Origin of the sequence: Alteribacter keqinensis (genome assembly GCF_003710255.1) — a bacterium.
GTDB classification, from domain to species: Bacteria; Bacillota; Bacilli; order Bacillales; family Salisediminibacteriaceae; genus Alteribacter; species Alteribacter keqinensis.
Genome location: NZ_RHIB01000001.1, coordinates 1,678,166 through 1,704,503, shown reverse-complemented (window position 1 = coordinate 1,704,503; position 26,338 = coordinate 1,678,166). Strand labels below are relative to the sequence as shown.

The window sequence follows — 26,338 nt, the reverse complement described above, 5'->3', positions numbered from 1 at the left end:
TGATAACTTCCTCCTCGTCCTAATAAGATGTACAAGCGAAGCTTCTTATGATGGAGGGCGATCGATGACGATATTTTTCACCTACGTACTCTTAGGCTTATCACTTGCCGCACCGATCGGGCCGGTGAATGCGGCCCAGCTCGACCGGGGAATTAAAAACGGTTTTTTCCATTCGTGGCTTGTGGGCCTGGGAGCTACCGCAGCTGATGGTTTTTACATGCTTCTTGTGTTTCTTGGCTTTGTTCATTTAATGGACGTACCGTTTATCCAGGTGTTTTTATGGCTGTTCGGCTTCTTCGTCCTTGTGTATACAGGGATCGAAAGCCTTCTAGGGGCAAGAGAAATCACGATGATCCAAGAGGATTACCGAAAGGTCCAGACTTACACAAAGTCGTTCTTTTCGGGGTTTATGATGTCTCTTTTTAACCCTCTTACCATTTTGTTCTGGCTCGGGATCTTTGGATCTGTTCTGGCAAAAACAGTGAGTGATTATGGAATCGAGCAGATTATGATTTATACAGGAGCGATTTTTCTCGGTATCGTCGTCTGGGATCTGACGATGGCGTTTCTGTCCAGCAGCTTAAAGCGGGTACTTACTGACCGCTTCCTTTATTTTGTCTCGATCCTGTCAGGAACATCACTCATCGGATTCGGGATTTATTTTGCTGTACAGGCATTTAACGTCTTATTTTTGTAAACAGGCTCGGTGCGTCCGGTGTTTTCGGCTTGTTCCAGTGATTGCGCATGAAAAAAGTGATGATGCCAACGAGACCGACAAAGATAAGGCTGATAAAAAAGCCGGGTCTGCTCGTCTCGTGAAACAGTGTACCGAAAATGACAAGGCCCACGAGAAGAATGCCGCCGAACCGTTTGAACTGCTGAAACCCGGTGAGCTCCTGCAGACGCCCGTATGAAGCTAAAATAAACAGCCAGTTATACAACAGCATAATGCCGGCGGCGGTAGTGAAGTATTCATAAACTTTGCCCGGCATTAAAATAGAAAGAATTACGGACACGATAACCCAGAATGCCATAAAGCTAATGGCAGGCAGGGCGACCTTATCGTGTATTTTTCTGCCTAAAAAAGCAGGGGCGTCGTTGTCATGGGCAAGGACCGTTAAGATTCGGATCACCGCAAACATAGAGGCCACCATTGTTGAAAAGCCGGCGATAATAAATACCCCGTTAAACAGGTTCACCACATACGGGATTCGGTACCTGGTAAGGGCGGTTACAAACGGACTCTGGTCACTGGCGAATGTATCCCACGGTACCATCAGAATCGTAAGGCCGATGGAAGCGACATAAATAAGGGCGAGCGTAGACAGCATAACCTTTCCCGTTTTCGTGGCGTCGGTCATTTTCTTCAGGCGGACCGTTAACAGACCGACAATCTCAATACCTCCAAACCCGTAGAATCCATAAATAAGGGCAGGGAGAAGCCCTTTTACACCGTTAGGAAAAAGGCCGCCATAGGCTCTGGGGACCATGAGTCTTCCCGGGGGCTTTACACCAATAAAGCCGAGGATGGCAATGACGGCCAGGATAATAAACATGAGAATGGCTGCCACTTTCATGACGGCGAGGACATTTTCCACCCGGTCAAAGCCCGAAGAGCCGAGGAGAATCACAAAAATTCCCAAAGCCGCATAGATGGCTGCAAAAATCCACAGCTGAACGCCTGGAAGCCAGAATTGTGTAAAGATGGCAAGAGCCGTGAGCTGACTTCCCATGATTAGAATTTCCGATCCCCAGTACACCCATCCGCTTGTAAACCCGGCCCAGTGTCCGAAAGCCTTGCTGGCATACGTTCGAAAAGAACCCGTCTGAGGGTCGTCGATCGTCATTTTTGCCAAGGCTTCATATACGAAATACGTTCCGATAGCGGCAATAATATAGGCGAAAACAGCAGAGGGACCTGCCATTTGAATGGCAATCGTAGATCCGAGAAAGAAGCCCGTTCCGATGGTGGCAGCAACCCCGAGGAGGGCGAGCTGCTGCCAGTTTATTTTCTTTTCAGCACTTTTCTCTGCATTGGAACCCATACAATTGTCCACCTCCATTTTTCCTGACCCGTTTATTTTTAGGAAAAGTGGCAGGGTTTATGTAAAAGCTGGCGAAAAGAGATGGGGAACTCAAATAATATTAAGGGAGATGATGTTGATGAAACAGCAGGCAACACCATATTTGAGCTTCGACGGACAGGCAACAGAAGCACTCGCCTATTACAGTGAAGTGTTTGAGGGAGAAGTGGTGGAAAAGCAGACGTTTGGCGAAGCGGACTTTCCGACACCACCTGAGGCTGAAAACCGTATCCTTCATTCAAGGTTTAAAAAGGGGGAACTGGTATTCATGGTTTCCGATACGTTCCCCGGCCAGCCCGTTACTGAAGGAGGTCACGTGGCCCTTGTTCTCGAACTGGCCAGTGAAGTGGAAATCATGACCCTGTACGACCGGTTAAAAGAAAAAGGAACGGTATTAATGGAGCTGCAGGACACGTTCTGGGACGCAAAATATGCGAAGATAAAAGATCCCTTCGGCGTAACCTGGGATTTGAACTTTTCGAAAGAGAATCGGTAAGCCGAATGCAAATGGGGGTCACTTTCGAGATCAAACTGGGGAAAAGCCTTAGATAGTCAACTTTTTTTGTGAAGTCTTTACATGGTGGAGCGTAAATGCGGTGGATGGTGTGCCTGCTTTTGCCATGCAGGTACATGACAGTGAGGAAATTTCGTAGGTGGTGTACTTACTTTTACAAAGAAGTGGCTTAAAGAAAATCTAAAAAAGGCTGTCTCAGGTGAAAACTACTGAGACAGCCTTTTTCTTTATGATCTCATCACAGTCTGGGTTTTGGAAGTTTTCTCAAGGTCCTTCGTTGACGATTTCGTCTTTTTCACTTCGGTAATCACAAAGCCGCTTTTCGGGATGGTGGGCATCCGGGACATGCTGTAGCTCAGGTCCTGCTTGGGCACCGTGTAGCTCACGTGGTCACTTACATATTTGAAGAAAGCTCGCATGATAAGTACGGTCATCCACTCCCCTGCGCAGCGATGGCCAATATGATGATCACCGCCTCCTTGCGGGATAAAGGAAAAAGGACTTTCCTTCCAGTCCTTAAAGCGCTCCGGGCGGAATTCATCGGGGTTGTCCCAGGATAGGGGATGGCGGTTCGTCCCAAAAATATCGAGAACGACAAGCATGTTTTTCTTGAACTGGTACTCGTGCCAGGTAAAGTCCTGCTTCACTTTTGCCGCCATCGCCGGGGCGAACGGATAGTAGCGCCGTACCTCCTGGGCGAACATGTGACTGTAGTTGTCTTTGTCTTCTTTTACTTTCTGGACCACTTGAGGGTGTTCAAACAGTGCGACAGCACCGAAAGTTAAATAGTAGGCTGTGGCAATGAGCGGGCGGATGACGTTGTTTAACTCAACTGCAGCAGTGTGATCGTCAAGTGGCTTCCCGTTCATTTCACGATGGTTTGCAATGATATAGGCAGCGGTGTTGGCCGGTGGGGCGAGATCCCCGTTCCGGATGGCTTTGATGGTTCCTTTCAGCCATTTTTCCTGGCTTTCCCTTGCTTTTTTTCCAGCGTTGAACCGGGTAATTGAACCGCCGAAAGAGTCGACCATGGCAGCCAGTTCACGGGTTCGTTGTTTGACTTCTTTTTCATCCAATGGAACGCCTGCCCATTCACAGCCGGTGCGGGTCAGTACTTCCTGAACTTCGTTGAAAAAAATGACTTTGTCCATCTTCTCCCATTCTGTGACTTTGGCGTCAAGCTGACGGATGGCGATGCGCTTTAACTCTTCCAGGCGGTCAGGTGTCATCATGGAGAGAAACATCCGCTTCCGGTGCTTGTGGGGTTCCCCGTCCATGCCGTGGGCGCCACCTTTTCCGAGAAGAGACTTTTTCAGCGGTGCAGGAGCGGCACCTTTTCGCTTGAACAAGTTATTGTCATAAAATACTTTGGCTGCATCTTCCCCGCCGATGCAGACGACTTTTTTGCCAAGAAGACGGGTTTCAAACATGTCGGAGCCGAGCTCACGCCGCCTCTTTGGTAAAAAATCAAAGCCTTCTTTAATTAGAGTGAGTGTGTTGTCAAAACCTTTTGCTTTTGGGATGGGGGTTTTTACGTTCATAGGTCATCTCCTTTTTATTTTTATGTAGATTTCTCCCGAGTACAGTTGGTTATTCCCGCTCTGGTGGTTTCTGTAAACTTCAGGTTTAGGCGGGGCGGAGGGGATCTGATCCTGGTCTGAAGAATGGCCCCGGCCGGAAATCGGCTGGTGTGTGATAAGAGGAGAAAGGGATAAGACAATCCGCTGTGAGGTTTCGGACATGCTTCTTTTTTTCCCACATAGTATTGAAGAAAGAGGAGGTGCAAAGCAGATGTTTCGCGTGGTGGGACTGTTTGTAGGATTTGGGTTTTCGGTGCTGGGCGGGATAACGTTTGTAGCGTACCTGAACTTGTTTACGGTGGGATTTTCGTTTATGAAGTATATGCTGTTTATGGCGCTACGGCTGGAGTCGTATTTGTTTTTTGCGGGGATCGGGATGATCTGGCTGGCGATTTATTATCCCGGGAAAAATGAGGACGAGGAGAAAAATATATAGAGTGTGGAATAAACTGGATAGGGTCTGCCCATACTTAGGAATAACAAAAAAGCCAATGTGCAAGGGGGTTCCGAAGCGATGCTGCACTTGAGGGACGTATGGGTAAACTGGTTTGAAGGTGAAGAGAACGGATACAACGTGTGTGAGTTTTTTGAATGGCGGAAAGAGGACCGGATTGAGCTTTTGGATCAGGCGGTGATTATTAAGCTGAGTGAGGATCTTTTTGACTACATAGAGAATTCGCTTCAGGAATTGCCGGAGGAGCTTCTGGCGGATGTACACCAGCAGAGCTATGTGAGAAAGAACAGTCAGCGCCTGGAACTCGATTATTGTTTTGTTGCAACGGACGGGGATCGTTGTCTTGTGGTGGATACGATGGGGTACCACACGCCTGTGCGGAAGAGTCGGATGGTGCCGCGTCAGGAGGGGCAGGTGCTTGAGCTTGTGAAGGACGAGCCTATGCGTCAGTACTTTATGGGCTACTATAACGGGGCGCCTGAAAAGGAGTACCATATTCTTTCGCCGGATCCGTCGTTCATGCACGGGCTGATCCGCCGTGAGCGGCAGGTGAAGCAGATTTTGTTTATGGCGCTGGATCAGCTTTATGCGGAAGCCACGCTGGCGGAGCTTCGATACTGGTATACGGAGTGGGCGCCTGAGAAGTATGCGTTTATTCAGAACTGCGGATTTGATGAGTGTTGGGACGGGCTGTTTGAGGATATTAAGGACGGCTGGTCAAAAAAGCATGATGACTATTGTCAGGCGATGATCAAGGGGCAGCCGTTTTTCGAGAAGCTGTGGGATTTGCAGCAGGGTGAGAGTGTGAAATAGGAGATTGGATGAGCAACCGGTGGGGGAAGAGGGTTCCTCTGCCGGTTGTTTTTTTGTGGGAAGAAGTGCGGAGGTAGAGGTCGGATTTTGTCGTAAATTGACTAATTCTCTTTAAGTGAGCCAAAAGTCTGCATAAATGGTCTGAAGTTCTCCATAAACAGCCTCGAATTCTCCATAAAACCGTGAAAAGTCTGCATAAATTACAGAAAGTTCTCCATAAAAAAGAACCGCCTCAACGGACGGTCCTCCAAACATACCTATCTGCGCTTCCTCTCAAGTCCCATCGCTCTTTCTGCTTTCGAAAGGGTCTTGCGGGCGTGGCGGTTTGCTTTTTCCGCCCCTTCATCCAGAATGCGGTCGAGCTCATCGCTCCCGATGAGTTCATTGTAGCGGTCCTGGATCGGCTTGAGTGCCGCAACGACCACCTCTGCCAGGTCACCTTTGAAGTCCCCGTAGCCTTTGCCTTCGTATTTCGCTTCAAGCTCTTCAATGCTCATGTCGGAGAAAAGAGAGTAGATGGACAGGAGGTTGGATACGCCAGGCTTATTTTCCTTGTCGTAGCGTACGATTCCTTCCGAGTCTGTAACGGCACTCTTAATTTTCTTCGTAATTGTCTTTTCATCATCGAGCATGGAGATGAAGCTCTTCTGGTTTTCGGCAGACTTGCTCATTTTTTTCGTCGGCTCGGTCAGTGACATGATGCGGGCGCCTACTTTCGGGATCCGCACTTCAGGCACGGTAAAGATATCGTTATACTTGTTGTTGAAGCGCTCGGCTAAATTGCGGGTAAGCTCGAGGTGCTGTTTCTGGTCTTCCCCGACCGGAACGATGTCGGTGTTGTAGAGAAGAATGTCAGCCGCCATCAGCGGTGGATAAGTAAGAAGACCGGCTGAGACGCCTTCTTTACCTGCTGATTTGTCCTTAAACTGGGTCATGCGCTCGAGCTCACCGATGTAGCTCACGCATTGAAGCATCCATGCCAGCTGGGCGTGGCCCGGAACTTCCGACTGAATGAACAGAGTGGATTTTTCCGGATCGATTCCAGTGGCAAGGTAAAGAGCAGCAAGGGAGCGGGTCTGCTTTTTGAGCGCTTCTTTATCCTGGGGGACGGTGATGGCGTGCTGGTTGACGATACAGAAATAACAGTTGTTGTCTTCCTGGAGTCCGACGAAGTGTTTCATCGCACCAAGGTAATTACCGATGGTCAGTGTACCGCTTGGCTGAATGCCTGAAAAGATGGTTTTCATTCGTTTATCTTCCTTTCGATTTGAGATTACGGTTGCGTTTTGAGCATACAAAAAGGCCCATCGCTCCTGTAAAACAGGGACGATGGACCGCGTTGCCACCCTGGTTATTTTTCCTCAGTGGAAAAATCACTCATTACCCTCGGCGTGCATGACGCGAAGGGGTCTCATTGTAACGTATGAGAAACGTCAAAGCCTACTGAGCCGGGTGCGGCTGTTCGGTTTGAATGCTCGAAAGTCCATTCCGCCAATCTGCACTGTCTGCTCGCAGCAACCGCAGACTCTCTGGTAATGCATGGAAAAGCGTACTCTTCTTTCTCATCGCAATCGTATGTATTGAAGCTATTATAGCGGACCTCTGGTCAATAAGCAACAGGACTAATTATCAGAAAAATAAAACTTTATGCTCACTACTTGCATTTTATCCAAAAAGAAGGCAAGATATAAGGCATGTTCATATCGAAAGACACTTGTGCGTGTGTCATGGACAATGTACAACAAGAAGAACAGGGGGAAAAAAGATGAAGCTCATACTCAAACTCGTCATCGGTATCGCAGCCGGTATTTTAATCGGTCTTATGAATATCGATGGGGTTACGCAGCTTTTTGTGACAATCAAGGAATTGTTCGGGCAATTTATTAATTTTGTTATTCCATTTATTATTTTATTCTTTATCGCAGCAGGGGTCTCAAAGCTTGGCGGCGAGTCGGGCAGAATGGTCGGTACGACAGTTGGAACAGCCTACCTCTCCACGTTTTTAGCTGGTGTGGTGGCTTTCTTTATTGCCGTTGCCATTGTGCCTATGCTTTCGACGGAACAAGCTCCTGTAGCAGAAGGTGAAGGGCTTCAGCCGTTCTTCCAGTTTGAAATTGAACCTCTGATGGGCGTTGTAACCGCACTTGTAGCCGCATTCCTGTTTGGTATCGGGATTGCGAAAACAAACAGCCTGACGCTTATGAAAGTCATTGATGAAGGTAAAAACATTATCGATCTTGTGATACGTAAAATTATCATTCCATTTTTACCTGTATACATTGCGAGTATCTTCGTTGAAATTGCAGCAGAAGGGGAAGTGTTCAACACACTGAGCGTCTTTGGTGTCGTGCTTCTCGTGGCGATTTCAACTCACTGGCTATGGATCGTGATTCAGTTTATCACAGCCGGTGCAGTAACAGGACAGAATCCGTTCAGAGCTCTTAAAACAATGCTTCCGGCTTACTTTACCGGACTTGGTACGATGAGCAGTGCGGCTACCATTCCTGTTACGCTTGCTCAGGCGAAGAAAAATAATGTCCGTGAAGAAGTGGCAAACTTCGGTGTGCCGCTCTGTGCCACGATTCACTTAAGCGGAAGTGTCATTACGATCGTGACGACAGCAGTGGCTGTCATGAGTGTTCTCGGTGAATACTCTGTACCGACATTTGGTCAGATGGTTCCCGTTATCGCGATGCTCGGTGTGATCATGATTGCAGCACCGGGTGTGCCGGGCGGGGCGATTATGGCGGCACTCGGAGTGCTCACCACACAGCTTGGTTTCTCAGAAGCCGCAGTCGGTCTGATGATTGCTCTTTATATGGCTCAGGACAGCTTCGGAACTGCCACTAACGTTACAGGTGACGGAGCGATTAACATGATCGTCAATAAGTTCAGCAAGAAGGAAAGTGCAGCAGAATAAACCTTATCAAGAGAATGCCCTAAAAGGACAAATGAGTCCGGCAATGCTTTCGCGTATTGCCCGCCCATTCTTAGAGGTTGCCCCAAAAGGTAAAAACCGACCTTTTGGGGCAACCTCTTTTGCGCTCTAAAGCGGCGGGGGACTGTCCCCGCACGATTTTGTGTGAAATTGTGGGGCATTTTTTCATGAAAAAAGCCCCTAAAACGTAAGAGGCTTTTACTCTTGGGCTATTTTACGTTAACGATTTCGACCGGCCCGTGGTCGTCGCAGTGGTCACCGTGGACATGGTGCAGGCGGCCGTCCACGAGATAGTCCATGTGATCGCCGTGGGGAACCATTTCGTGACCGCAGTCATCTTCATGATTACACCCGCAGCTGATTTTGTTGCAGTCATCAGGGTTGGTTTCGCTTACGGGAATGGTACACTCGTCCCAGTGCCCATTATGTTCGTGATGCAGATGGCCGTTATGAACGTAGTCAATGTGGTCACCGTGACGGATTTTCGTGTGACCGCAGGCGGTGCTGTGCTCGTGAGGATGGTTTTCGTGAACGTCATGATTATGATCTTTTGACATAAGTATCCCTCCTTAGTTCATGGTTTTCCCAATCCGTGATGAAACTAACCCCTTGTTCTATTGTAAAAAAATCATCCTATTCATTTTTTCCGTAAATGGACATACCTTTATAGGAGACAAGTCTTTTTTAGGGGGAATAGGTGTGGTTGTAAAACGATTTTGGCAGTGGCCGCTTGTGATCACGTGCCTGCTGCTGGCAGCGGGAGCTTTCTGGGCGAGTCAGTCCCAGCACGACTGGGCACTTTCTCAGCGGGCGATGGTTGCTGCAGATGAAGGCGTTCATGAAGGAAACCAGATTGTGAACTTTACGCTGCCGGACACGCAGGGTGTAAAGCAGAACCTTTATGATGTTGTAGGGGAGCAAAAAGCGATCGTCATCTTTTTTACCACTTGGTGTGAAGTGTGTACAGAGCACTGGGCGGGGTTAAAGGAGATGAAGGAAGCAGGAGGACTTGCTGACACGCAAATCGTCGGGGTCCATTTAAAGGACATTGATACAAATGCAGATCTCAAGGAGTATTTCAGTGGCTGGGAGTCCCTCCCTGTGTTCGTCGATACAGACGGCCAGGTCAAAGAAGAGTTTGAAATTATCGGGATGCCGACGGTGTACCTTGTAGATGAGAATCAAAAAGTATACAAGCGTATTTTAGGCACACTCTCGCCTCAGATGCTGGAGTCGGATCCGTTTTTTACTGAATAATGTATAAATAGCAGAATAGAGAGTCGACGTTTTCAAGTAGCTGCCTTCCTTGAATAAACGAAAATCCCCGTACTCTCCTGCAGAGAGATCCGGGGATTTTTTCAATATAGTTAAAACATCATAATACTCGCCACAAAATACACGATGAGAAGCACAACCGACGGGACAAGGTAAAACCGGTTTGGGCTCTTCTGGCGTAAATAGACCATGTGGCCGAGAACGATCAGGTTCAGGACGATGGCGAAAAAGGCGGTCAGGGCGAGGACCGGACTTACGGACCCAAGAATCGCTCCTGATCGGAAAAGAGCATCTGAAACAACGAGAATCATCATGTTAAACACGTTACTCCCTAGAATGTTCCCTACAGCCAGGTTGTAGTTGGCAAGCTGAAGAGCGACGAGAACAGTGACAACTTCAGGAAGGGAAGTGGCAGCTGCAATAAAGAAGCTCCCCACAAAACTTGCTTCCAGTCCTGTTGTTGTGGCGATCTGGTCACCTGCGATCGTTAAAAGAGATCCCGCAACGAAAATAACAGCGGCACTGATGACAAAACCGATCTTGGCATTTTTCAACGGAATGTGGCTCGTTGTTTTCTGAAGGGCTTCTTCTCCTTCTTCATTAGCTGCCGCAATTTCTGGAACGGCTTTTTCCTGTTCATTCATCTTACGCAGACTGTAAACATAGAAGAAAACCATCAGATACATCTCAATGCCGATACCTAAAATCGTTACCCCGGTCGGTGCGAGAATCATCACCATCACAAGGGCGGTCAGGGCAAGGCTCACAAATCCGCTCATCTGGTGTCCGGAGTGAATGTTTCCAAGCAGTCTCTTTTTCCGGTACATAATATCAAAGCTTGCGAGAATCATCAGGTTAAACAAATTGCTTCCAAGTACGTTTCCTACAGCAATATCCGGGCTTCCTACAAACACGGCTGTCGCACTGGTGGTCACTTCCGGCAGAGACGTAGCTCCTGCCAGGAGCAGTGTGCCGACCATCATTCCCCCGAGAGAAGTACGGTCGCTGATCACATCAGCATAGGTGGATAAGCGTACAGCGGCAATCACAGTTACAGCCGCAGCCAGAGCAAACAAGACAAATGGAAACATATCAACATTCTCCTTTTATTTTCGAGGACAAGCCCCGGTAAAATAAAAACAGACCTTCTTATGAAATCAAGCCTGAAAAAAGCCTCAGACTTTCATTTCATAAAAAGGTCTTGCGTACTTTTTGCTTTCATTGTTTCATAGAAAGCAGACAAGCTTAGCGAACCGAGTGCGTAACGCACTGAAGTGACGACTCGCTAACCGGTCTCCCGGTCGCTACTCCCCTTTTTACAAAGGAATGTTTTCTTACTAAAAATGTAGCACGAAGCTGTCTGGGCGTCAACGCCATTTCTTTTTTGAAAATGTGTAAAATAAATGCCCAATCAGGACACGGAGGCTGATTGAGCACTTTCATCTGCTTCAAGCGCCTTTTCGATCTGTTCATCGAGCTTTTTGAGACGCTGGAAAGCATCGTAATCAGAGATTTGTTTGTAATGATGGCTCCCGCCCGGTTCTTCATCACATTTGTCCGCAAGTGCGACGACGTTTTGAAGGGGGTCCAGGTGAAGTTCGCCTTCAGGCAGGTACGAATCGGTGTGCAGGAGCACAGCCAGAGCAATTTTCTTAGCGTTAACCGGGTGTTCCCCGAGCCGGATGAGGAGCTTGTGGGCACGTTCGGCTCCTTTAATGGCATGGATATCATTCTCTTTATAGAGAGAGTAGTCCCATTTTCCGTTCCGATACCAGGTGTAGTGACCGATATCGTGAAGAAAAGCAGCTTTTACGGCCAGGTCGGGATTGACTCCGTGCACTTTTGAAAGTTTCAGCGCATATTCGGCCGTCGCTACTGCATGGGCAAGGCCCGACCGCTTTATAAATTTCTGTGTGATCTCATGATTCAAAATATCCTGCATTGTTACACGTGACATAAACAAAACCTCCTTCTATATTTATTTAACACTCTGTAAAAAGTTTAAACATCCGGGCTTCCTTAAAGAAATATATTGTTATAGATTATACGGATGACTAGGGGGGTATGTCAACATTTAATTATTAGTATGGGCAGAGGTTTCTACAATATCTGTCCTAATGTCCAGACCGGAATGCCTGATTGTCCGGGGATATGATAAAATAAACGCACTTGTAAAAAAAGGAGTTATCGTTATGCTAAAAGACATCCTGAGACCTGTACCCATGTGGGTGTTTAAAGTTCTGATCGGTATTTTTGCGGCAGCTATGGTCATAAACAGTATTTATCATTATATTCAAACGGGAGAGACAGGTGCAGACGTATTTATGCACTGGTATTTCTTTATCCCATTAATGGTTGTGCTAATTTTAGCAGCAGTAAAGGAAAAAGAGGATAAGTGATAGGACTGGCAAAGAGGCTGGGACAAAAGTGTGTTAGTCAAACGAAAATCCGAACAAACCAAAGCGGCGCTAATAAACCGTTCCTGAAATATACTTCGCTTTCCGCGGGAAGCGGGTTACCCTCCTCCAGCTTCCCTGCTTCTTCCTCGGCCGGCTAACCTTTGCAGCTGTCTGCGTCGAAGCAACTCGTCGCATTTTCATGAAGTTAACGCTCGTCACTGCGGGGTCTCACCTTGGCTTTTCATCGAAGGCACTGAAAATGTTCGATCTTTAACTTTTTCCAGTGGCTTCTTTTAATCCCCCGGGAGTCTACGTATAGTTCATTCGCTATGTCAGGGAATAGTTCGGATTCCAGGCTAAACACTTTCTTTATGTCCCAGCCTATTTGTTGTTTTTGTGTCCGTAACAGTGTCGTGAAAGGATGAGTTCCCCGCCGGACTGAACGGTAAGGAGGGAATTAGACATTAGCTCTGATTAACGGTTTCCCAGCTCGCTCTCACGGCTTCAACAGAACCATTAACGGCTTAACATCCCCTTTTAACGGGTTAGCACCCGTTTCCTCATGGAGAAAGAAGGAACTACCTTGTCTGATGAGGAATTAGAGTAACGGGTGTCTGGCGTGTTTTCCAGGGGCAGACGAATAAAGGGAGCTGAATATTTTGATTAAGGAGCTTGTCACAGAAGAAGAGGTGCGCCGGGCTTATCCTGTCATGAACCAGCTGCGTACACATCTGAATGAACAGGATTACATAGAACTCGTACAGGATGCCATGAAGAATGACCGCTACAGGATGTTTGCTCTTATAACAGATGGAAAGCTTGCGGCTGTTACCGGTTTTAAGCCGATGACCACACTGTATTATGGAAAGTTTGTGTGGGTCTGTGATCTTGTAACGGATGAATACTTACGTTCAAAGGGAGCGGGGGAGAAACTGCTTACCTTTGTTCATGGCTGGGCAAAAGAGCACGGGTATGCTTCAGTGGCTCTTTCTTCAGGTCTGCAGCGTACAGAAGCCCACCGCTTTTATGAAGAAAAGATGGGGTACGAAAAGGTGAGTTTTGTGTTTAAAAAGGATTTAAACTAGAACAGTACCATCTAAATGGTTAGAGAGGGTCGATCCGATGAGAAAGAACAAATGGAATGTTGGAATCTTTTTGTTTAACGAAGCAGAGGTTCTCGATTTTGCCGGGCCGTTCGAAGTGTTTTCCGTAACTGTAAATAAAGACGGCACTCAGCCGTTTCAGGTCAGCACGGTCTCTGAAACGGGGGAGCCCGTGAAGGCAAGAAACGGATTGAAGGTTGTTCCTGACTATAGTTTTAATGACGCACCGGATTTGGATATTCTTATCGTTCCCGGCGGCTGGGGAGCACGGGAGATTGAATTCCATAACGAACGGGTCATCGAATGGATTGCTGGACAGAACGAAAAGGTGGACCTCATGACAAGTGTATGTACCGGCTCTTTTTTACTGGCTAAGGCGGGGCTGTTAAAGGGGAGAGCTGCCACTACCCACTGGGGAAGCCTGGAGCGGCTGGGCCGCGAGTTTCCGGATTTAACGGTTAAAGAAAACGTCAAATTCGTGGACGAAGGGCGAATTCTCACATCTGCAGGAATATCTGCGGGCATTAATATGAGCTTTCACATCATCACGAGGCTTCTTGGTGCTGAAGTGGCGAAGACGACAGCGAAGCGTATGGAGTACGACATCGATATAAAATAGAACACAGTAAAAGAATGGAGAAACCGTGGTGAAAAAGAAAGTACCCGTAAGTGTAGCTGCAGTAATCCTTCTCTTAATTGTTTTTTCATCACCGGCGTTTGCCAATTCGTCATGGCAGTGGGTAACGGACAGTCCCCGGACGCTTTTGCCGGTCGCGATTGCCCTTACACTCGTTATTGAAATAACCGGGATTTTTCTATTTGGGAGACTGGTAAAATCAGTCCGGGTACTCGTCATAGGAATTGGAGCGGTCGTACTGGCAAACTTCGTATCATTTATCCTGCCGTATGCCGTGAGGGCCGGAAATTTCCTTATATACAGCGGTGAATGGGGCATTGCTTGGAACATGGCAGCCACATCCGGTCCTTACTATATTATTTTGCTTGGCTACCTTGGGCTGACGGTTTTAGTTGAAGTCCCGATTGTTTACTACGCTTTGAAACGCTACACGCGTCAGGTAAAAACATTACTTATTGTAATCATTACCGTAAATATCATTACAACACTTTTCGTAGCGCTCATGGAACGGATGATGTTTCATGGTCAGTGGTAAAAGGGGGAAGTCATATGAGAGAAAACGAGATCAGGACGCTGGCTGTCTGTGTGTTTTCAAATAACGGCAGCATTTTAGTCGCTGAAGGTTATGACTATGTAAAGAACGAGTATTTTTACCGCCCCGTCGGCGGAGGCATCGATCACGGGGAAAAGAGTGAGGATGCAGTGGTACGGGAAGTAAAAGAAGAGCTCGGGACTTCGGTCAAAGGCGTTACATACCTTGGAACGATTGAAAACATCTTTACCTTTAACGGTAAGAAGGGTCACGAGATCGTCCAGGTGTATGATGCGGCGTTCACGGATCCCGCGTATTACGATAAAGAGTCCTTTGAAGGTGTGGAAAGTAACGGGGAAATGTTCAAGCTTCTATGGATTTCTATAGAGGAAATGAAAAAAAGAAAGCTAAATGTAGTACCTGAGGATCTTGTGAATCTTTTTTAAACGATGTTTGAGGTTGAAGCTACTTTGAAAGAAGATTATTGACAATTGTCCAACTTTTCTTTATTATAAAATAATAATTTCATACTCCTTATCGAGAGTGACTGAGGGATCAGGCCCTATGACGTCCGGCAACCTCCATGATGGAACGGTGCCACTTCCTGCAGAATGTAGATTCTGGAAGATAAGACATGAACGTGTCCATGACCTCTTTCAGATGAAAGAGGTTATTCTGTTTTCCTGAATGTTTATTATTTCACAATTGGTTGGAGTAAAACTACCGTTATACTCCGGTAAGGACTGTTATTTAAGAAAGGAGAGGTCATCGTGATCGAGATTGACCACCTGGTGAAAGAATACAAGACAAAAAAGAGTACAGTAATCGGAGTTGACGATGTGTCCCTTCACATAAAAAAGGGGGAAGTGTTTGGCATCGTCGGCTACTCCGGTGCCGGGAAAAGTTCCCTTCTCCGGTGTATTAACCTGATGGAGAAACCGACATCGGGATCGATTAAAGTGGATGGAACAGAGCTTTTGTCACTGGACAAAAAAGGACTGAGGGAAGCGCGGCAGAAAATAGGGATGATCTTTCAGCACTTTTACCTGATCAGCTCCAAAACCGTTCATGACAATGTAGCGTTTGCCTTAAAAGCGGCGGGGAAATCCGGGAGCGAAGCAAGTAAAAGAGTCGATGAGCTCCTCACTCTTGTGGGTCTTTATGACAAAAAAGATCAATACCCTGCCCAGCTGAGCGGGGGACAGAAACAGCGGGTCGGTATTGCAAGGGCCCTGGCCAATGACCCTAAAGTTCTTTTATGTGATGAAGCGACGTCAGCACTCGATCCGAGTACGACGAAATCCATACTTAACCTGCTAAAGGATATTAACAAAAAGCTTGGCCTGACGATTGTTCTTATTACACACGAAATGGAAGTGGTGAAGGACATTTGTGACCGGATGGCTGTGATGCAGGACGGGCAGGTGATTGAACAAGGACCTGTGTATGACATCTTCGCGTCACCAAAAGAAGCGCTAACACAGGACTTTATTAAAACGATTATTCAGTTTGATCTTCCACAGCCATTAATCGACCGATGTGAAGGAACGATTGTAAAAGTGAAATTCCAGGGGGAAGCAGCGGAAGAGTCCATCGTGTCAGATGCTCTTCAGCAATTTCAGGTTAAAGGCAACTTCCTTCACGGAAATATCGAATACATTCAGGACAGGCCTCTTGGGACGTTCATTATGGAGATTAAAGGGGAGCCTGGCGAAGTCGTAAAAACGATTGAGTATTTGAAAAACAGAACCCAGTCAACGGAGGTGATTCAGCATGGAAGCCATCATCGAGCTCTTGCCTGAGTTGAACAAAGCTTTCTTTGAAACGGTCTATATGGTTGCGATCGCCTTGTTTGTGGCAATACTGTTCGGCCTGCCACTCGGCATTTTATTATTTGTTACTGAAAAGGATCTGTTTTTGGAAAACCCGATACTCAAATCGATCGTGGATGTGGTGGTTAACTTAATCCGCTCTATTCCATTTATTATTCTGCTTGTGGCATTACTGCCGTTTACCAAATGGATCACGGGAACGACGATCGGTCCTACTGCAGCGTCTGTTTCTCTATCAGTGGCAGCGATACCGTTTTTTGCCCGGATCGTGGAATCATCCATCCGGGATATTGAAAAAGGGGTAATCGAAGCGGCGATCGCAGCCGGTGCCACTCCGTGGATGATCATCAAGGACGTTATTTTATCCGAAGCGAAGCCGGCGATGATTAAAGGCGTGACAATTACGACAGTGAGCTTAATCGGCTACTCTGCTATGGCAGGTATTGTCGGAGGCGGGGGAATCGGTGACCTGGCAATCCGGTTCGGGTATTACCGTTATGACAACACCGTGATGCTCACCACTGTTGTGGTGTTGATCTGTCTCGTTCAGCTTATTCAATTTGCCGGCGACCGGATGGCCCGGGTCGTGGATAAAAAATCATAATATTTGAGCAGGAATTTTAAAAACTAACATAAGGGGAAATGATACGATGAAAAAAGCAGCACTTTTAGGATTAGGATTTGGATTAAGCGTACTTGCAGCATGTTCCGGAGGAGAGAGTGAAGCAGGCGGAGAAGAGAAAAAAGAACTGAAAATCGGTGCGACTGCAGGGCCGTACAGCGATATGGTGGAAAAAGCCATCAAACCATCACTGGAGGAGTTAGGTTATTCGGTTGATGTAGTGGAATTCAGTGATTACGTTCAGCCAAACTTGTCTCTTGCAAACGGCGACATCGACGCAAACCTGTTTCAGCATAAGATATATATGGAAACTTTCGCAGAGGACAACGGACTTGATCTCTCTGAAGTGATTGTTGTTCCAACGGCACCTATGGGGATTTATTCAGATGAATATGACTCACTTGATGACATTGAAGACGGTACGCAAATTGCCGTTCCAAATGACCCGACCAATGTGGCCCGTGTTTTCTTAATGCTTGAAGACGAGGGTCTCATCACACTAAGTGATGATGCAACACCGACAACTGTCTCGGAACGTGATGTTGAAGACAATCCGAAAAACCTGCAGTTCCAGGCGATTGAAGCTGCCCAGCTGCCGAGAGCTGTAGACAGTGTTGACCTGGCAGCAGTTCCCGGGAACTTTGCTCTCGCAGCGGAAATGGATTTGCTTGATGCACTGGCGTTGGAGGAAATGCCCGATGACTACCGAAACCGTGTGGTTGTGAACACCGACTCACTTGACGAGCCATTTGCAGAGGATCTCCGAAAAGCTGTTGAATCTGAAGCCTTTGCGAATACAATCGATGAAGAGTTCCAGGGCTTCGGCAAGCCGGAGTGGATGGATGAATAAATAAAAGTGGAAAACAGACTCCCGGTGTAAAATCCGGGAGTCTGTTTTTTCGGGACGACTTGTTCATTCAGATTATGATGAATTTCCATACAGATATCATGATTCTTTTTCATTTATGCTGAATTCTCACTCATATCTCATTTTTCTCTTTAAAGAAACAGCAACAGGACACGTCTAGATGCACCAATTCCATATCCCGCGTATATGGTAAAAAAGAACCGGATACACTGAACAGGACAACCCGTATGCAGGAGGGACTTATTTTGGCTGAGTCACAATCATCCCAGATGATGGACGCAATGATCCATGATCTGAAAAAAGACAATGAAAAAGCGAAAGAAGAAGCCAACAAAGCGTTGGACAAATAAAAGGATGATAAAAGGAACGTTTACGGGCCTTTTATCATCCTTTTTGCTTAAATTTATTTACGAGTTCGCAGCAGATCCACAGAAGTTCCTGTGTGATTGCGAGGTTCAGCCTTGCCACGTCCGTATTCTCCAGAAACCTCGTCCGGTTGGATTCGTCAAGATGAAGAGAGAGAACCCACTCGGAATTGTCCTGAAGCGTTCGATTCCAGCTGATCATGTGTTCATTTATAAGAGGGTCCTTAAACGAGTAATGGAGGGCCTGAACAAAGGGGTTGCTCGTGTCGGCAGTATCAATCGTTTCATCAAGCTCGGCTTTATTGACGCCATAGGCATCGATAAAGATCAGACGCTGATTAATTACTTTATATAACGAGTAGTTCGTTCCGAAGTTTATGCTGTCCAGTGTAAAGCGGTCGTTTACGAGAAGATTCAGCTTTCGTTTTAGCTGAAACAGAAACTGAAGAAGGAGATCGTACTTTTCTTTAAAAAGAAGGACCTTTTCTTCCGTGCTCTCAAGCTGAACAAGGAGGCGGCGGATCGCTGTATTTTTTTCTTCCAATAGGAGTTCAAGTGTGTCAGGCGATTCCTTAAGGGCGTGAAAAAGATCCTCTCTTAACCTGTTTACAAAGTCCTTCTGTCTGGCAAGGGGTGCAAGAGACTGGTATTCAGCAGGGCGGAGTTTTTCATAAAGACAAATGTGAAAAAACGGGCTGTCCAGCCTGGTCATTTCATAAAGGACGATTTTTCTGATGAGAAAAAAGAAGACAGTCAGAAAAATGAGGGCTGCAAAGAAAAGGGTTGGGGCGGGTAAGTTCCACAGGGGATGAAAAACCCCTGTCATAAAGGAAAGAACCGATCCTGGAACGAAAACGAGAAGGAAGGCAAACAACCCTTTAAGGGAGATAAGCGTCAATACCTTTTTCCAAATAAACTGAACCGTGTTTTTGGCAATCAATACTTCAGTTACCTGTTGGGACGTTTTATTATTTTCATAAAGCTTGTTTAAGAGCGAATTCAACTCTGATGTAAGCAGGGTGATTTTGTCTTTGAATGGATTCACTCCTCTGAAAGAATGGTCACTGTAGTAATCATATGAGCCGTCCCAGGGGAATATGACTGAATTAATTCTAATTCTGCACTCTTTCAGGCATGATGAAGAAAAAATTGTTTTCACCTTTTAGTATGAGCACCAATCAGGCCTCTCATATCATAAAATAGTTTAAGCAGATTTTTGTGATAAGGGATAAAAACCCCTTCGTCAATCATGGACAAAACTTCGTGTTTTGACGCCCATTTCACTTGGTTCACTTCTTCTGTCGGCATTGGCAGTGAGTCGATTTGAATGTTTTTTTCCAAAAGGAAATAATCATCAAACCCGGCTTCAAAGTTGACTGTAAGACAGGGGCGGTGATTCTTTAGAGATAGTGTATACCCAAGTTCTTCTTTCGTCTCTCTTTCTGCGGCTTCCTGGCTTGTTTCCCCGGCCAATGCGCTTCCGCCAACACTTACGTCCCACATCCCGGGCCATCCGCTTTTATCTGCCTGTCGTTGTTGAATTAACATCTCGCCACGTTCGTTAAAAATACATACATGCACCACTAGATGATAAGAGTTGGCTTCAAATAGATTCCCACGCTGCATTTTCCTGCCTGTCAGGCTTCTGTCTTTATTATAGATATCCCAAAGTTCCAAGGCGTTCACTCCTTTTAGGGTGATTTTTCATTTAAACGGTTCATTACGATTCGTTTGCTGTAGCGGTTACACTGTGCATTTTTCGGGGCCAAGTAAATAGTGAACAGAAAAGCAAGCCCAGATGGCTCTGAGCTCTCCTTTTTAGGGGCAGTTCATGTCAAAAAGGACTTATAACGGAATAGGAGCGGGATCATTGAGTGCTTTTTTTTATTTGGTTCAGAGTAACCATCAGGCCGGTGAATCCAGCAAGAAAAGAAGGTGGAATACTCCAGGCAAGATAACTCCATTGCCCTGTAAACAATGATACAAAGAGGAAGAAAACCGGGAAGCCTGTTAATACCAAAATAGAGATCATTAGTGCGGTTTTGTTATTTTTCAAAGCAAACCTCTGCTTTATTTTATTTTCCTGTCAGTTTACAACGGTGGGACCTGCTTATTCCTGCATAAATTTTAACATAATATTCCTTGGAATTCGGGAGGAAAAAGGGCTAACCTGTTTAAAAGGGGAATAAACCTGTTTAATGCGGCGGGCAATCTGTTGAAAGTGCAGCCGAACCTGTTTAAATCCATGCCTAAGCTGTTTAAAGCCGCTCCGAACCTGTTTAAGCGCCGGAGCACTACCCCAATGCCAGCGAAAAAGCCTGACCCGGTTGCGGCTCAGGCTTTTCCATTCGAGTTTTTGTCTGTTACAAGCCGGTTTCGTGCTTGTAGCATCAGAGCGTTCCTCCCGGTCCAGTGCTTTTTGGGTTATCCGGGGAAATATTCTTTCCAGCGGTCGGTAACAAGCTGGTCAATGTCTTCCCGTGTTTCCACTTCGTCAGGATAGAATGGCTTCATCCGGGCGTCGATGATGACCGGTCCTTTGTAGCGGATGTTGTTCCGGACAATATCACGGTCCGCATAAAGGTCGTAGGCCGGATCGAAACGGGTAAACGTCGTCCAGAGCATCGCTTGCTGGGATTCTGTGATGCGAGTGTCATCGACTAGGAAGACGAGCTGCCAGTCTTTCAGCTGTGTGCCGGCATGCTTTACAAGGGCATCTCCAAATTCAGGATCTTCTTCAAAGGACGGACCGCTTATGACGAGACAGCCGCCACAGTAAGGCGTTACGTCTTTTGCCCCCGGAATGGAGCCGCCTTCATAGGTACGGGCAAGTTCCCTGACCGCCTCCCCGAGTCCGGTCATAATCGCTTTACTACCTACATTAAACTTACGTCCTGTGTAATCAAGAGTATCCATGGACGTGTCGTTTAAAATAAGAAGGTCGCGCTCCGGCTGGAAACGCTCAAGCACAGCTTCCAGAAGTTCAGGGAAGTTGGAGAGGTCCACCGGTTTATTCGTCACCATCAGGAATTTCGTAAGGGTCAGCTGGCCCTCACCCATGATTCTCAGGGCGTGGGCAAGGCCCTCTTTATAGTAGCTTTCACGGACAACGGCTCCGGCAAGGGAGTGGAAACCTGTTTCCCCGTAAGTCCACAGATCTTTTACCCCGTTCATGACAACCGGGAAGATCGGGCTCATAAGGCGCTGGAGGTACTCTCCGATAAAGTAGTCTTCCTGGCGCGGCTTACCAACGACTGTGGCCGGATAAATGGCATCTTTCCGCTTCCACATCTGCTTTACGTTAAATACCGGGAAGTCATGCTCCAGAGAATAGTAGCCGTAGTGGTCACCGAACGGCCCTTCAGGTTCTCTCACGTGTGGAGGAACTTCTCCGGCAAAAGCGAATTCTGCTTCAGCGATAATCGGGTGCGGATGGTTGTCCACATTCACTACGTTTAATTTTTCACCCATAAGAAGAGATGAAAACATCAGTTCAGGCACAGCTTCAGGCAGCGGTGCGATCGCAGAAACGATCAGTGCCGGCGGTCCCCCTACAAAAAGGGAAACGGGAAGTGCCTCATTTTTTTCTTCGGCAACACTGTGATGGAAGCCGCCACCTTTATGAATCTGCCAGTGCATGCCAGTCTTTTTGGCTTCTTTAATTTCAATCCGGTACATGCCCAGGTTATGTTCGTTATGATCCGGGTGCTCTGTGTACACAAGAGGAAGGGTCACAAACGGATTGCTGTCATGGTGCCAGCCTGTAAGGGCCGGGAGTTCTTTCATGTTTACATCGGTTGTATGGTGCTCCATGACGGGTGCTTTTGACTGGCTGACGCCTTTTGTTCCCATTTTTAATACATCTGTAAACAGATTTTTCTCGTTCCAAAGTGAGCCGAGGGTTGGGGGCATCAGTTTATCCAGTGCACCTACGGCTTGTTTAACAAAGGCTTCAGGCTTTGGGCCAAAGGCCATATCGACGCGTTTAACGGTTCCAAACAGGTTTGTGACAACAGGCGTAGTGCTTCCTTTGATGTTTGTGAAAAGAAGGGCCGGGCCCTGTTCGTCAATCACGCGCCGGTGAATTTCGGGAATTTCAAGATAAGGATCAACTTCGGCGTGGATTTCCACAAGGTCGTTTTCTTTTTTTAACTGATCGATAAAGGATCGTAAGTTGCGATGCATAAACAGTTCCACCTCAAATTTAGTCTCGTTTCGGACAATATGTTTCTATTATAAAGGAAAAACACAGCTAGGGTGAATGACAATCCCTTGAACTGGCGAAAATGCGACAAAATCCGCCGGGAAATGTCGTTGGGTTTCACTGGAATTCGTTGTATAATGTAGGCAATAGGATAAAATAAAGGAAATAGTGGCCTACATAACTCGGCAGAAAAGGTAGTGAAAAAATGGGGAAATTCGGTAAAAGTACGGTAGCAGCGCTTGTGGCAGGGGTGTCTTTGTTCATGGTATCAGGACAAGCTTCTGCAGAAGAAGAAACGGTGTCGATGAACGTTCACGGCGAGAAGGCAAACGCCCTTGAGGTCCGGGAGTGGCCGGATCGTGTGGCGCGTTTTTCGTTTGATTCGGGCTATACATTCGAGTATCCGGATGCCGTCCGGGGGATTTTTGTAACCGCTCATTCAGCCGGCGGTGCGCGCATGGAGTCACTCCTTGACCTGATGGATACAACGGATTTAAATTCCATGGTCATCGATATTAAAGACGATGATGGATTTCTAACGTATAAGCCTGAAGAGGACGATCCGTTTTATGACATCAGCCGCCCCTTCATCAGTGATCCTGAAGGAATGATGAGCCGTCTTGAAGAGCATGAGGTGTATCCCATTGCACGGGTGGTAGTATTTAAGGATACCTTGCTTGCTGAAGAAAAACCGGAGTGGTCATTTACGACAGACAGCGGCGAAGTGTGGAAAAACGGCCGTGGCGAAGCGTTCGTGAACCCGTTCCTCAAAGAGGTTTGGGACTATAATATTGATATCGCCATCAAGGCTGCGGAAATGGGTTTTCAGGAGATCCAATTTGACTATGTCCGTTATCCGGAAGGGTTTGAACGCCGGGACGAAGAGCTGAATTATGAAGTAGGGGATTATAAAGACAGTGAAGGGGACAATGTGCAGCGCCGTGTTGATGCCGTGACTGATTTTGTAGCTTACGCGAGGGAACGTCTTGCTCCTTATGATGTAGATGTATCCGTTGACATTTTCGGTTACACGGCAACGCTGCCTGAGGCTCCGGGAATCGGCCAGAACTTCACGCGTATTTCAGAGAATGTGGACGTGATTTCCTCTATGATTTATCCGAGTCACTGGACAGCCCATTTCGGACTCGACAAACCGGACCTGTACCCGTATGAACTGGTGACAGAGTACATTAAAATCGAGAATGAAAAGCTTGCTGAACTGGAAGAGCCGCCTGTTTCCCGTCCGTGGCTTCAGGACTTTACAGCATCCTACCTTGGATCGGGCAACTACATTCCATACCGTGCTGCCGAAGTGGAGGCACAGATTAAAGCACTGTACGAAAACGGCGTGGATGAATTCCTCCTGTGGAACGCCGGTAACCGTTACAGTGAAGGCGTTGACTATTTGATCGGAAAAGAAGATTAATACAAAAACTATAGCAAAGGGGGGAATGGCCCCCTTTGCTTATTTAGTTAGGGGGCATTTATTTGATAATTGCCTGCAATATAGCTCTTTTATTCCTTTTATCTATAATGAATACCGGTTGCATTGATGAGGGGGAAACAATCGGAAGTGAAGATGATATACCAGGGCTAGTAGAAAAAAATGCCGAAGTATTATCATATGGTCTCTATGGGGAAAATTCCAAAATCATTGATACTTACTTGTCAGACTCTCAATCTGATGACTACTCTCTTTTGTTTGAAATGGGACAATATTTTGAGGAAGATATTGAATTCGGGATGCTTGTACTAGAGAATTTTGAACAGATGATATTCGAGCATGATGAAGCGACTTATGAGAAATTAAATTATATCGTACCGTCAAATTCAATTGAGCAGATTGAATTTCACATTTCTCCTTCTTCAAACGAACCCGGTGAATTACGATTATCTCCGTATCTGACCCTGATTTAATTTTAGACGAAGACAATATGGAGGCTGCCTATAATTTAGAAGAAAATTTGTCATTAAGAAGAGCGTCATCTGCTGATGAAATGACTAATTTCTTCAATGCAAATGCTGAAGCTGAAATCCTTGGGGATAATGATATACAAGGAGTTATGATAAATACAGTACCCGGAGAATATAGATTAACATCAAAAATAGATAGTGGTGAATCCACTTATCTGCATGTGGGAAATTCTTATGAAGAAGACGTCCCCTATGCGATAATTGCATTTCTAGGTTGGGAACAGGTAAATATAGGTGAAAATCATGTATTATATACAACAATTAAAGGGGGAAGTACTGGTTTGATCGAGTTTTCTATTCCAGAGGTGGAAGAAATAAAGCCACTCCAAGTATTTGCTTTCCCATTTCCCTACGAAATTACTGAAGGGAACTATGATGCTGATAGGGTATTCTCTTCTCAACGAAAGCTAATATATTCAAAATTTTCCTAGTTTTATTTTTAAAGTTATTCACAGCTTTATTCAATATATATTTCCTAAAATAAACCTAGTTATTGTTTACTAAATTCTATCAGCAGTGAGTCTTTTAAGCTGAATGGCGAAAAAAATTTTGCGGAGCTGAAAAGGGTTGAATAGGTAAATTATTACATACAACTGGGTTATTAATTTTGAAGTCCTGTAGGGGCTTCTTTTTTTTATTATGAGCTTAATGTATTTAAGCATCTTTTCACTTTATGGTCTGTTTTTTTGTATGTATTAATTACCTTAAGTTGCTGTTGATTTACCCACTCCTTCCAATCCCACAATCTTACACAAAATTGTGCGGGGACAGACCCCGTAATTTTTTTGAAAACTTTTTCTAAAAAGGTATTGCATAAAAATAGAGCCGTAAGTATAATAATTAATTATTCGAGTTGAAGGGAGCACGATCAAAATGAATGCAGCGATTGTGGGCGGAACGGGGTACGGTGCCGTCGAATTAATCCGATTACTGAAACAACACCCGTCAATACAGTTGAATTCTGTAATATCCAAATCTCAGTCCGGGACACTGATACAAGAGGCCTATCCACATCTGCAAGATATTTATTCTCATACAATGGATGAATACGATATACATACTCTTGGTGAGGAAACAGACCTTGTTTTCTTTGCAACGCCAGCGGGTGTAAGTAAGGATCTTGTGTCCGGGTGTCTCGATAAAGGAATCACATGCGTGGATCTCTCAGGTGATTTCAGACTTACCGGGGATGGGCTTTATGAAACGTGGTATAAAAAATCACCACCTGAAAAAAGTGTACAAAAGAAAGCCACCTACGGTCTCACAGAGATCTACCGGAAAGAGATTAAAGAAACGTCCCTCATTTCAAACCCGGGATGCTACCCGACAGCGACGCTTCTTGCCTTAATGCCTCTGTTTAAAACGAACTGGGCTAAGGAAGGCGGAATCGTAATCGACGGGAAGTCTGGCGTTTCGGGAGCTGGAAGAGGAATGTCGCTGAACACCCACTTTTCCGAAACAAATGAAAGCCTCAAGGCGTACAAACCGGGCACCCATCAGCACATTCCGGAAATTGAGCAGTTTTTGAACACGGTAAGTGAGGAGGAGGTCACAGTCACCTTCACACCGCATCTTGTTCCTATGACGCGGGGACTCCTTTGTACGATCAGCGTGGAAATGAAAGAATACCAGACTACTAAAGACGTAATCAGCTATTACGAAGACTTTTATAAAAACGATCCTTTCGTCCGCATCAGACCTGAAGGCAAGATTCCGGCAACGAAAGAAGTTTACGGAAGTAACTTCTGTGACATCGGCTTTTATTCCGATAAACGCACAGGCAGGCTGACCATCGTATCCGCTATCGACAACCTTGGAAAAGGTGCTGCCGGCCAGGCCATCCAAAATGTCAACGTAATGAACGGATGGGAAGAAACAGCCGGTCTTGGGCAAGTGCCGGTCTATCCTTAAACAAAAAGGAGCGAACGAGGCTCCTGCAGTTTTCAGGCCTTGATAAGACCCCGCAATGCGGAGGAATCCACTGAAAAAATCAAAGTCTGATAATAACGTCACCACTTTAGAGCTTTGATTGCAAAATAAAGTGAGTTAAATTCTCTGATGTGCTAAAGGTCAATGCCGTTATAAAAAAAGTGTTTATTGAAGCGAATGCTCGACACTCCTGCGGTGAGAGCGAGTTCCGGGGA

The 26,338-nt window shown here is 46.2% G+C and carries 27 protein-coding genes, 1 riboswitch and 1 other annotated feature; of the genes, 18 read left to right on the top strand and 9 right to left on the bottom strand.

Annotated features, from left to right (window positions below; genetic code table 11):
- Positions 1-64: 64 nt before the first annotated feature.
- Positions 65-697 carry a LysE family transporter gene (locus tag EBO34_RS08370; protein WP_122897442.1) on the top strand — a complete coding sequence of 211 codons (633 nt, stop codon included), beginning with the start codon at positions 65-67 and terminating at the stop codon, positions 695-697.
- Here EBO34_RS08370 and EBO34_RS08365 read toward each other — a convergent pair.
- Entirely contained in the window at positions 678-2,045 is a 1,368-nt protein-coding gene (locus EBO34_RS08365) for an amino acid permease (protein ID WP_122897441.1), read from the bottom strand. The two genes, EBO34_RS08370 and EBO34_RS08365, sit on opposite strands and share 20 nt — an antisense overlap.
- Positions 2,046-2,163: 118 nt before the next feature.
- Between EBO34_RS08365 and EBO34_RS08360 the strand changes: the two genes are divergently transcribed.
- Entirely contained in the window at positions 2,164-2,580 is a 417-nt protein-coding gene (locus tag EBO34_RS08360; protein ID WP_122897440.1) for a VOC family protein, read from the top strand.
- Positions 2,581-2,825: 245 nt separating this feature from the next.
- Here the strand turns inward: EBO34_RS08360 and cypC are convergent, their stop codons facing one another.
- On the bottom strand, positions 2,826-4,139 hold the full coding sequence (gene cypC, locus EBO34_RS08355) for a CYP152 family fatty-acid peroxygenase CypC (protein ID WP_122897439.1): 1,314 nt from the start codon (positions 4,137-4,139) through the stop codon (positions 2,826-2,828).
- A gap of 250 nt (positions 4,140-4,389) precedes the next feature.
- On the opposite strand from cypC, the gene EBO34_RS08345 reads away from it, so the two are divergent.
- Positions 4,390-4,614, top strand: coding sequence for a YuzI family membrane protein (locus EBO34_RS08345; RefSeq protein WP_122898630.1), 225 nt, complete (start codon positions 4,390-4,392; stop codon positions 4,612-4,614).
- Positions 4,615-4,692: 78 nt separating this feature from the next.
- Positions 4,693-5,445 carry a YjbA family protein gene (locus EBO34_RS08340; RefSeq protein WP_122897437.1) on the top strand — a complete coding sequence of 251 codons (753 nt, stop codon included), beginning with the start codon at positions 4,693-4,695 and terminating at the stop codon, positions 5,443-5,445.
- Positions 5,446-5,702: 257 nt separating this feature from the next.
- Here the strand turns inward: EBO34_RS08340 and trpS are convergent, their stop codons facing one another.
- Positions 5,703-6,692 carry a tryptophan--tRNA ligase gene (trpS, locus tag EBO34_RS08335; protein ID WP_122897436.1) on the bottom strand — a complete coding sequence of 330 codons (990 nt, stop codon included), beginning with the start codon at positions 6,690-6,692 and terminating at the stop codon, positions 5,703-5,705.
- Between the two features lie 72 nt (positions 6,693-6,764).
- Positions 6,765-7,020 (bottom strand) — a binding site (T-box leader).
- Positions 7,021-7,210: 190 nt separating this feature from the next.
- On the opposite strand from trpS, the gene EBO34_RS08330 reads away from it, so the two are divergent.
- Entirely contained in the window at positions 7,211-8,365 is a 1,155-nt protein-coding gene (locus tag EBO34_RS08330) for a dicarboxylate/amino acid:cation symporter (RefSeq protein ID WP_122897435.1), read from the top strand.
- 227 nt (positions 8,366-8,592) lie between these two features.
- Here EBO34_RS08330 and EBO34_RS08325 read toward each other — a convergent pair whose 3' ends face one another.
- Entirely contained in the window at positions 8,593-8,940 is a 348-nt protein-coding gene (locus tag EBO34_RS08325) for a hypothetical protein (RefSeq protein WP_122897434.1), read from the bottom strand.
- 142 nt (positions 8,941-9,082) lie between these two features.
- Between EBO34_RS08325 and EBO34_RS08320 the strand changes: the two genes are divergently transcribed.
- Complete coding sequence (locus tag EBO34_RS08320; protein WP_183163769.1) at positions 9,083-9,640, top strand: peroxiredoxin family protein; 558 nt, start codon at positions 9,083-9,085, stop codon at positions 9,638-9,640.
- 110 nt (positions 9,641-9,750) lie between these two features.
- Here the strand turns inward: EBO34_RS08320 and EBO34_RS08315 are convergent, their stop codons facing one another.
- Together EBO34_RS08315 and EBO34_RS08310 are read right to left on the bottom strand one after the other, a co-directional pair.
- The gene (locus EBO34_RS08315) at positions 9,751-10,749 is read right to left on the bottom strand and encodes a sodium:calcium antiporter (RefSeq protein WP_122897432.1); all 999 of its coding nucleotides are present in this window, start codon (positions 10,747-10,749) and stop codon (positions 9,751-9,753) included.
- Between the two features lie 320 nt (positions 10,750-11,069).
- On the bottom strand, positions 11,070-11,615 hold the full coding sequence (locus tag EBO34_RS08310; protein ID WP_122897431.1) for an HD domain-containing protein: 546 nt from the start codon (positions 11,613-11,615) through the stop codon (positions 11,070-11,072).
- Between the two features lie 235 nt (positions 11,616-11,850).
- Here EBO34_RS08310 and EBO34_RS08305 point away from each other — a divergent pair, with 235 nt between their 5' ends.
- From EBO34_RS08305 to EBO34_RS08270, 8 genes are all read left to right on the top strand, one after another.
- Positions 11,851-12,057, top strand: coding sequence for a hypothetical protein (locus EBO34_RS08305; RefSeq protein WP_142996775.1), 207 nt, complete (start codon positions 11,851-11,853; stop codon positions 12,055-12,057).
- A gap of 710 nt (positions 12,058-12,767) precedes the next feature.
- Positions 12,768-13,142: a GNAT family N-acetyltransferase gene (locus EBO34_RS08300; protein WP_122898628.1), complete on the top strand. Its 375-nt coding sequence runs from the start codon at positions 12,768-12,770 to the stop codon at positions 13,140-13,142.
- Between the two features lie 37 nt (positions 13,143-13,179).
- Positions 13,180-13,779 (top strand): DJ-1/PfpI family protein, encoded by a 600-nt coding sequence (locus EBO34_RS08295; protein WP_122897429.1) that lies wholly within the window; start codon positions 13,180-13,182, stop codon positions 13,777-13,779.
- Positions 13,780-13,807: 28 nt separating this feature from the next.
- Positions 13,808-14,332, top strand: coding sequence for a hypothetical protein (locus EBO34_RS08290; protein WP_122897428.1), 525 nt, complete (start codon positions 13,808-13,810; stop codon positions 14,330-14,332).
- 14 nt (positions 14,333-14,346) lie between these two features.
- Positions 14,347-14,775: an NUDIX hydrolase gene (locus tag EBO34_RS08285; RefSeq protein ID WP_122897427.1), complete on the top strand. Its 429-nt coding sequence runs from the start codon at positions 14,347-14,349 to the stop codon at positions 14,773-14,775.
- Positions 14,776-14,860: 85 nt separating this feature from the next.
- A riboswitch (SAM riboswitch) is annotated at positions 14,861-14,963 on the top strand.
- Positions 14,964-15,099: 136 nt separating this feature from the next.
- Positions 15,100-16,131, top strand: coding sequence for a methionine ABC transporter ATP-binding protein (locus tag EBO34_RS08280; RefSeq protein ID WP_122897426.1), 1,032 nt, complete (start codon positions 15,100-15,102; stop codon positions 16,129-16,131).
- Positions 16,103-16,765, top strand: coding sequence for a methionine ABC transporter permease (locus tag EBO34_RS08275; protein WP_122897425.1), 663 nt, complete (start codon positions 16,103-16,105; stop codon positions 16,763-16,765). The genes EBO34_RS08280 and EBO34_RS08275 overlap by 29 nt, the downstream gene beginning before the upstream one ends.
- Positions 16,766-16,811: 46 nt before the next feature.
- On the top strand, positions 16,812-17,633 hold the full coding sequence (locus tag EBO34_RS08270; protein ID WP_122897424.1) for a MetQ/NlpA family ABC transporter substrate-binding protein: 822 nt from the start codon (positions 16,812-16,814) through the stop codon (positions 17,631-17,633).
- Between the two features lie 402 nt (positions 17,634-18,035).
- Here EBO34_RS08270 and EBO34_RS08265 read toward each other — a convergent pair whose 3' ends face one another.
- From EBO34_RS08265 to EBO34_RS08250, 3 genes are all read right to left on the bottom strand, one after another.
- Positions 18,036-19,061: a hypothetical protein gene (locus EBO34_RS08265; RefSeq protein ID WP_142996774.1), complete on the bottom strand. Its 1,026-nt coding sequence runs from the start codon at positions 19,059-19,061 to the stop codon at positions 18,036-18,038.
- 110 nt (positions 19,062-19,171) lie between these two features.
- Positions 19,172-19,702, bottom strand: coding sequence for an NUDIX hydrolase (locus tag EBO34_RS08260; protein ID WP_346725800.1), 531 nt, complete (start codon positions 19,700-19,702; stop codon positions 19,172-19,174).
- A gap of 738 nt (positions 19,703-20,440) precedes the next feature.
- The gene (locus EBO34_RS08250; RefSeq protein WP_122897421.1) at positions 20,441-22,201 is read right to left on the bottom strand and encodes a UbiD family decarboxylase; all 1,761 of its coding nucleotides are present in this window, start codon (positions 22,199-22,201) and stop codon (positions 20,441-20,443) included.
- 224 nt (positions 22,202-22,425) lie between these two features.
- Here EBO34_RS08250 and EBO34_RS08245 point away from each other — a divergent pair, with 224 nt between their 5' ends.
- The 4 genes from EBO34_RS08245 (at position 22,426) to argC (ending at position 26,105) form a co-directional block, all read left to right on the top strand.
- Positions 22,426-23,646 (top strand): putative glycoside hydrolase, encoded by a 1,221-nt coding sequence (locus EBO34_RS08245; protein WP_122897420.1) that lies wholly within the window; start codon positions 22,426-22,428, stop codon positions 23,644-23,646.
- A 62-nt stretch (positions 23,647-23,708) separates the two neighbouring features.
- Positions 23,709-24,137 (top strand): hypothetical protein, encoded by a 429-nt coding sequence (locus tag EBO34_RS08240; protein WP_122897419.1) that lies wholly within the window; start codon positions 23,709-23,711, stop codon positions 24,135-24,137.
- Positions 24,138-24,154: 17 nt separating this feature from the next.
- Positions 24,155-24,625, top strand: coding sequence for a hypothetical protein (locus tag EBO34_RS08235; RefSeq protein WP_122897418.1), 471 nt, complete (start codon positions 24,155-24,157; stop codon positions 24,623-24,625).
- A gap of 442 nt (positions 24,626-25,067) precedes the next feature.
- Complete coding sequence (argC, locus tag EBO34_RS08230; RefSeq protein ID WP_122897417.1) at positions 25,068-26,105, top strand: N-acetyl-gamma-glutamyl-phosphate reductase; 1,038 nt, start codon at positions 25,068-25,070, stop codon at positions 26,103-26,105.
- The last annotated feature ends 233 nt before the right edge of the window (positions 26,106-26,338 follow it).